General features: G+C 64.1%; 3 protein-coding genes and 1 pseudogene. 2 read left to right on the top strand and 2 right to left on the bottom strand.

Annotation, left to right across the window (positions count from 1 at the left end):
- Positions 1 to 757, bottom strand: a pseudogene (locus EOA86_RS19430) (BTAD domain-containing putative transcriptional regulator); the annotation flags it as partial.
- A 226-nt stretch (positions 758 to 983) separates the two neighbouring features.
- On the opposite strand from EOA86_RS19430, the gene EOA86_RS19425 reads away from it, so the two are divergent.
- Complete coding sequence (locus tag EOA86_RS19425) at positions 984 to 2072, top strand: pyridoxal-phosphate dependent enzyme (RefSeq protein ID WP_128343149.1); 1089 nt, start codon at positions 984 to 986, stop codon at positions 2070 to 2072.
- Between the two features lie 30 nt (positions 2073 to 2102).
- Positions 2103 to 3590 (top strand): aspartate aminotransferase family protein, encoded by a 1488-nt coding sequence (locus EOA86_RS19420; protein WP_128343150.1) that lies wholly within the window; start codon positions 2103 to 2105, stop codon positions 3588 to 3590.
- 155 nt (positions 3591 to 3745) lie between these two features.
- Here the strand turns inward: EOA86_RS19420 and EOA86_RS19415 are convergent, their stop codons facing one another.
- A complete protein-coding gene (locus EOA86_RS19415) occupies positions 3746 to 5386 on the bottom strand; it encodes an ABC transporter substrate-binding protein (RefSeq protein WP_128343147.1) in 1641 nt (546 codons plus the stop codon).
- Positions 5387 to 5640 lie beyond the last annotated feature (254 nt).

The following is a 5640-nucleotide window of genomic DNA, read 5'->3' as shown; positions in this document are numbered from 1 at the left end:
GTCGCTCGCTGCGGATCGTCCGCCATGCCTCACGAACGGGTCCAAAATCCAGATCCTCCGAAGCAAACAGCTTCGCCGCGGAAGCGAGATGTTCCTCGCATGCGGCGATCTGGCCGCGCTGCGCCAACCTTGCCAGAAGAGCCACATGCGCACGCCCGTCGAAGGGAGCGAGTTCCACCCACTTTTCCAGATGCGCTGACATTTCGTCGGCATCCGCCGGAAGCTTGTTGACGAGATGTTCCAGAATGGCGGCATGCCACGAGCGGAAGCGGCGGCGTTGCGCGATCAGCCAGCCGTTGAAATGCGGGTTGCGGTCGATCTCCAGCCCGTCGAGGAAATCGCCGACGAATAGTCCGGACAGGGCCTGCAGCCGCTGCAGATCGAGCGTCTCGATTCCTCCAGCGGCGGCCGAAGCGATGTCGACGGCATCAACGGAAACCCCTTTTAGATCAAGCTCGATCGTGTCGCCAGGCGTTTCGATCCTGCGGCGATCCGGTTCGTCGAGAATGCCCCTGAGCTTACTGAGGCACCAGCGAAGCTCTCCCCTCGGATCGTTCGGCACATCCCACAGCAGCTCGCACAGACGGCTGCGGCCGACGGCATGCGGCGCAAGCGCCAGATAGGCGAAGAGCGCGCGCAACTTGCGCGATGCCGGCAGTTGCACGGTGGTGCCGTCGCGGATGACCGTCAGCGGTCCGAGCAGCCGCACGGACAGCCCGGCCGTTGCGCCGTCCAGGCTCGATCGAGCGGATTCCACGTGCGTTTCCACGCTTGCTCCCACGCTGGCCAGTTGTCCTCTGTTCTACCATCGAAAGCGATAGAGTGCATCCGGCAACGAATTTCCGCGCCGGACGTCGGCATTGCCGTTTTCCGGGCCGCATTGCCGACACAGGCACCTTACCGCGGCAAGGTCTCGAAACCTCGCCGCCCAAGCCGCCGGTTTGTAACCGGCTCGTGACGACAACAAAAAGAGGAGAGCAGACATGTTGCAGCAACGGAAAATCAGAACCACGGCGGGGCGCGGCCGCCTGTTCGACAGCATTGTCGACACGGTCGGCGATACGCCGGTGATCAGGGTCAACAATCTCGGCCCCGACCACGTGACGATCTATGTGAAGGCGGAGTTCTTCAATCCGGCGGCGTCGGTGAAGGACCGGCTGGCGCTCAACATCATCGAGGAGGGCGAGCGCAGCGGCGCCCTGAAGCCGGGCCAGACGGTCGTCGAGGCGACCAGTGGCAACACCGGCATCGGGCTGGCGATGGTCTGTGCGCAAAAAGGCTATCCGCTGGTGGTGACGATGGCCGACAGTTTCTCCATCGAGCGCCGCAAGCTGATGCGCATGCTGGGAGCCAAGGTGGTGCTGACGCCGCGCGCCCAGAAGGGTTTTGGCATGTACAACAAGGCGGTGGAACTCGCCGAGGCCAATGGCTGGTTCCTGGCCCGCCAGTTCGAGACCAAGGCCAATGCCGCCATTCACGAGGCGACGACGGCGCGAGAGATCATCAACGACTTCGCCGGATCGCGGCTCGACTGCTTCGTCACCGGCTACGGAACCGGCGGCACCGTCGTCGGTGTCGGGCGCGTGCTGCGCCGTGAGCGTCCCGAAACCCGGATCGTGCTGGCCGAACCCGCCAACGCCCAGCTCATCGGCAGCGGCAAGGCGCAGGAGCGCGGCGCCGACGGCGCGCCGGCCGCCAGCCATCCGGCGTTCGAGCCGCACCCGATCCAGGGCTGGACGCCGGATTTCATTCCCAACGTGTTGCAGGAGGCGGTCAATGCCAGCCTCTATGACGAGGTGATGCCTGTTCCGGGGCCCGAGGGCATCAAATGGGCCAAGGCGCTGGCGCAAAAGGAAGGGATTTTCACCGGCATCTCCGGCGGGGCGACTTTTGCTGTGGCGCGCCAGATCGCGGAGAAAGCCGCACCCGGCTCGGTGATCCTGTGCATGCTTCCCGACACCGGCGAACGCTACATGACGACGCCGCTGTTCGACGGCATCGAAGCCGAGATGGACGCCGACGAGATCGCGCTGTCGCGTTCGACGCCGGGATGCCAGTTCCCGGCCGAATGATTGCAATCGGGAGCGACGCGGATGGACGCCATGCTGATGGCCGCCGGCACTGCCGGTATGGTTGCCGAAGAAACGCTCGACCCGGTCGACTGGGCCGATGTGCAGGCGCTGTCGCACCGGATCGTCGACGATGCCGTCGACTATCTGCGCGATGTCCGGGAACGCCCGGTGTGGCAGGACATGCCGGCGGAGGTGAGGGAATTCTTCGCGGCACCGCTGCCGCGGTCGCCTCAGCCGCTCGCCCAAGTCTATGCCGAGGTCACCGACAAGGTGATGGTCTATCCGATGGGCAACATCCATCCGCGCTTCTGGTCCTGGTATATGGGATCGAGCAATTTCACCGGGGCGCTCGGTGATTTCCTGGCGGCGATCCAGGGCTCAAACCTCGGCGGCGGCAACCATGCCGCCGCGCTGATGGACAGCCAGGTCGTCAACTGGTGCAAGCAGATGATGGGCTTTCCCCAATCGGCCAGCGGCACGCTGGTCAGCGGCGGCTCGATGGCCAACATCATCGGCCTGACGGTGGCGCGCAACGCCAAGGCCGGCATCGACGTGCGCGAGCATGGCGTTGCCGCCATCGCAAAGCCGCTGCGTTTCTATGGCTCGGACCAGCTTCACTCCTGCCACCGCAAGGCGATGGAGGCGCTCGGCCTTGGCAACCGAGCGCTGCGGCGCATCCCAACGGATGCCGGATTGCGGATCGACATCGAGGCCCTGCGGGCGGCGATCACCGAAGATCGTGCGGCCGGGTTCAAGCCGGCGTGCATCATCGGCAATGCCGGCACGGTGAACACCGGAGCGATCGACAATCTGCAGGCGCTTGCCAAGCTGGCGCATGAGGAAGACGTCTGGTTCCATGTCGACGGCTGCATTGGCGCGTTGATCGCCGTCGCGCCAGAGAATGCTCATCGCGTCGCCGGTATCGAATGGGCCGATTCCGTCGCGCTCGATCCGCACAAATGGCTGCATGCGCCGTTCGAGGTGGGCTGCGCGCTAGTGAGGGATGCTTCAGCGCATCGCAAAACCTTCGCGGTCACGCCGGAATATCTGGAATCGACGCCGCGCGGCCTCGCCTCCGGAGACTGGCTGCATGATTACGCCCTGCAGACGTCACGTGGCTTTCGCGCGCTGAAAGTGTGGATGGCGCTGAAGGAGCACGGCATCGAGAAGTTCGGCCGCCTGATCGACCAGAACATCGCACAGGGCCACACGCTCGGAACGCTAATCGAGGCCGAGCCGCTGCTGGAACTGGTCGCGCCACCGAACATCAACATCGTCTGTTTTCGCTATCGTGGCGACGGGATTACGGGAGAGCGGCAAAAGGCGATCAACACCGAAATAATGCTGAGGCTGCAGGAAGAAGGCATCGCAGCTCTTTCGGATACGACGGTGCACGGCCAGCATTGCCTGCGGGTGGCGATCAACAACCACCGCACCCGGCGCGCCGATTTGGACCTGCTGGTGCGGGAAACAGTGCGGCTTGGGCAGGAGATACTAAGGCTTGGCGTCGCCGGCTAAGGACCGTCAAACAAAGGCAATCGCTTCAGACAAATCACAGCGCCCAATTCGTGTGGATGATCGACTGTTGATGTCGGCGCTGCCCCTCACCTGCCTGCCGGCAGGTGAGGGGCAGCGCAAACCTGAAACGACTACCCTGTGCCCCGCAACGAGGATCACGCGTCGAGCCAGACCTTCTCGAAATGCTGCTCGAGCGACTGGTGCTGCTCGCAGCCATGCACGCCTTTGCGGAACGTGCGGTAGACCGAGCGCCAGTAGGGCTGGATGATGACGCCGGAGTCGCGCAAATTCTGTTCAATCTTGGCCATGATCTCCTTGCGGGCGCCGGCGTCGGGTGTGGCCAGCGCCTTGTCGAGCAGCATGTCGAACTCCGGATTGGCGTAGGCGGTCTCGTTCCACGCGGCGCCGGATCTGTAGGCCAGCGCCAGCACCTGGACGCCCAGCGGCCGGCCGAGCCACTCGGTGCAGGAGAAGGGATATTTGCTCCAGTCGTTCCAGAACGTCGCCGCCGGCAGCACGGTGCGTTTGACCTTCAGCCCAGCGTCGCGCATCTGCGCGGCGATGGCGTCGCCGGTGTTCTTCTGCCAGTCGACATCGACGGAGATGAGCTCGAATTCGTGGTCTGACTTGCCGGCCTCGGCAAGCAACTCCTTGGCTTGATCGACATTGCGGACGGCCGGGCCAATATCGGCGTATTCGGCATGCATCGGCCCGACATGGTGGTTCTCGGCCGGCTTGCCGCGGTCGTCCATGCCGATCTTCAGGATTGCGCTATTGTCGACCGCGAGCTGGGCGGCGCGCCGCACCCTGATGTCGTCATAGGGCGGATTGCCGACGTTGAAACGCGCGACGATGGTCGAGCCGGTGGCAAGTTCCGAATTGCTCAGATCCATTGCCTCCGTTTGCGACACAGTGTCGGCGGCGGTTTCGTGGTTGGTGTCGATCTCGCCCGATTCAAATGCCGAGAACATCGCATTGGGATCGGAGCCGTAGTCGACCCATTGGATGCCGTCGAGATAGAAGTCGCCTTTCCACCATGACTTGTCCTTGCGGCGGACCTCGGCGCCGACCTCGGCGTCCCATGCCACCAGTTCGCAAGGTCCGGTGGTGATCGCCAGCGCCTTCAGCGGATCGCCGTCGCCGTCGTAGCTGCGATGCATGATCAGCGCCGGATAGTCGGTCATGCCGGCAATCAGCGATATGTCGGGCTTCGGCAGATTGAGCCGGACGGTAAAGTCGTCGACACGTTCGATGCCGCCGTCGACCGGCTTCTTGGTGGCGGCGTCGACCAGCGCCCCCATGCGCTCGGCGACCGAATTGCCGGCAACGCCGGCATCGCACCAGCGCGTGAGATTGTGGACGACATCGTCGGCGTTGAAGGTGTCGCCGTTCGACCAGGAGATGCCCTTGCGGATGTGCAGCGTGAGCACACGCGCGTCGTCGCTGGTCTCCCAGCTCTCGAGCAGCCACGGCTCGAAGGTGAAATCGCGGTTCCAGCGCACCAGATATTCGTTGCACTGGCGGGCGACATTGGACATCTCGACGCCGTCGAAAGTGCGCGGGTCCTTCCAGCCTTTGACGTTCATGGCGACGCGCAAGATGCCGCCGCGCTTCGGCCCCTGCGCCCTGGCCGGCGATGGCGCAACGCCGCCGAGCGCCAGCGCACCGGCGGCGCTGACGCCAAGTGCGGCCATGGTGGCGAGATACTCGCGCCGGTTCATGCTGCCTTTCCTGAAGCCGTCGGCGACGGGCTCAGCCTGCGGATGCAACGCTCTGTCGGTCAACATGAATCTCATCGTCGATCCTCCCTGTCGGCGCCCGGCCGGCCGCTTCGCGGGGGCGGATGCGGCCGGCCGGCGCGCCTTTGGCCATGGGCAATGATAGTGTGGGTTTGAGTGGAGAAGTGTTCGGGTTTCCGCAGTTGTTATGCGCTGTTCCGCAGGGGCAATGAACAGAGAGGGTCAATATGAGGCAGCTGAGTCACACAAAAGTGGGCATCCGACTCATATTGGAATGATCAACTGTCGATCTCGGCGCTGCCCCTCAACCC

Origin of the sequence: Mesorhizobium sp. M5C.F.Ca.IN.020.32.2.1 (assembly GCF_004023105.1) — a bacterium.
Classification (GTDB): Bacteria; Pseudomonadota; Alphaproteobacteria; order Rhizobiales; family Rhizobiaceae; genus Mesorhizobium; species Mesorhizobium wenxiniae.
This window is presented reverse-complemented; position numbering and strand designations above follow the sequence as displayed.

Excerpts from the sequence above, each read along its gene's own strand:
- EOA86_RS19425 (WP_128343149.1), top strand. The coding sequence starts at position 984 with ATGTTGCAGCAACGGAAAATCAGAACCACGGCGGGGCGCGGCCGCCTG.
- EOA86_RS19415 (WP_128343147.1), bottom strand. The coding sequence starts at position 5,386 with ATGAGATTCATGTTGACCGACAGAGCGTTGCATCCGCAGGCTGAGCCC.
- EOA86_RS19420 (WP_128343150.1), top strand. The coding sequence starts at position 2,103 with ATGCTGATGGCCGCCGGCACTGCCGGTATGGTTGCCGAAGAAACGCTC.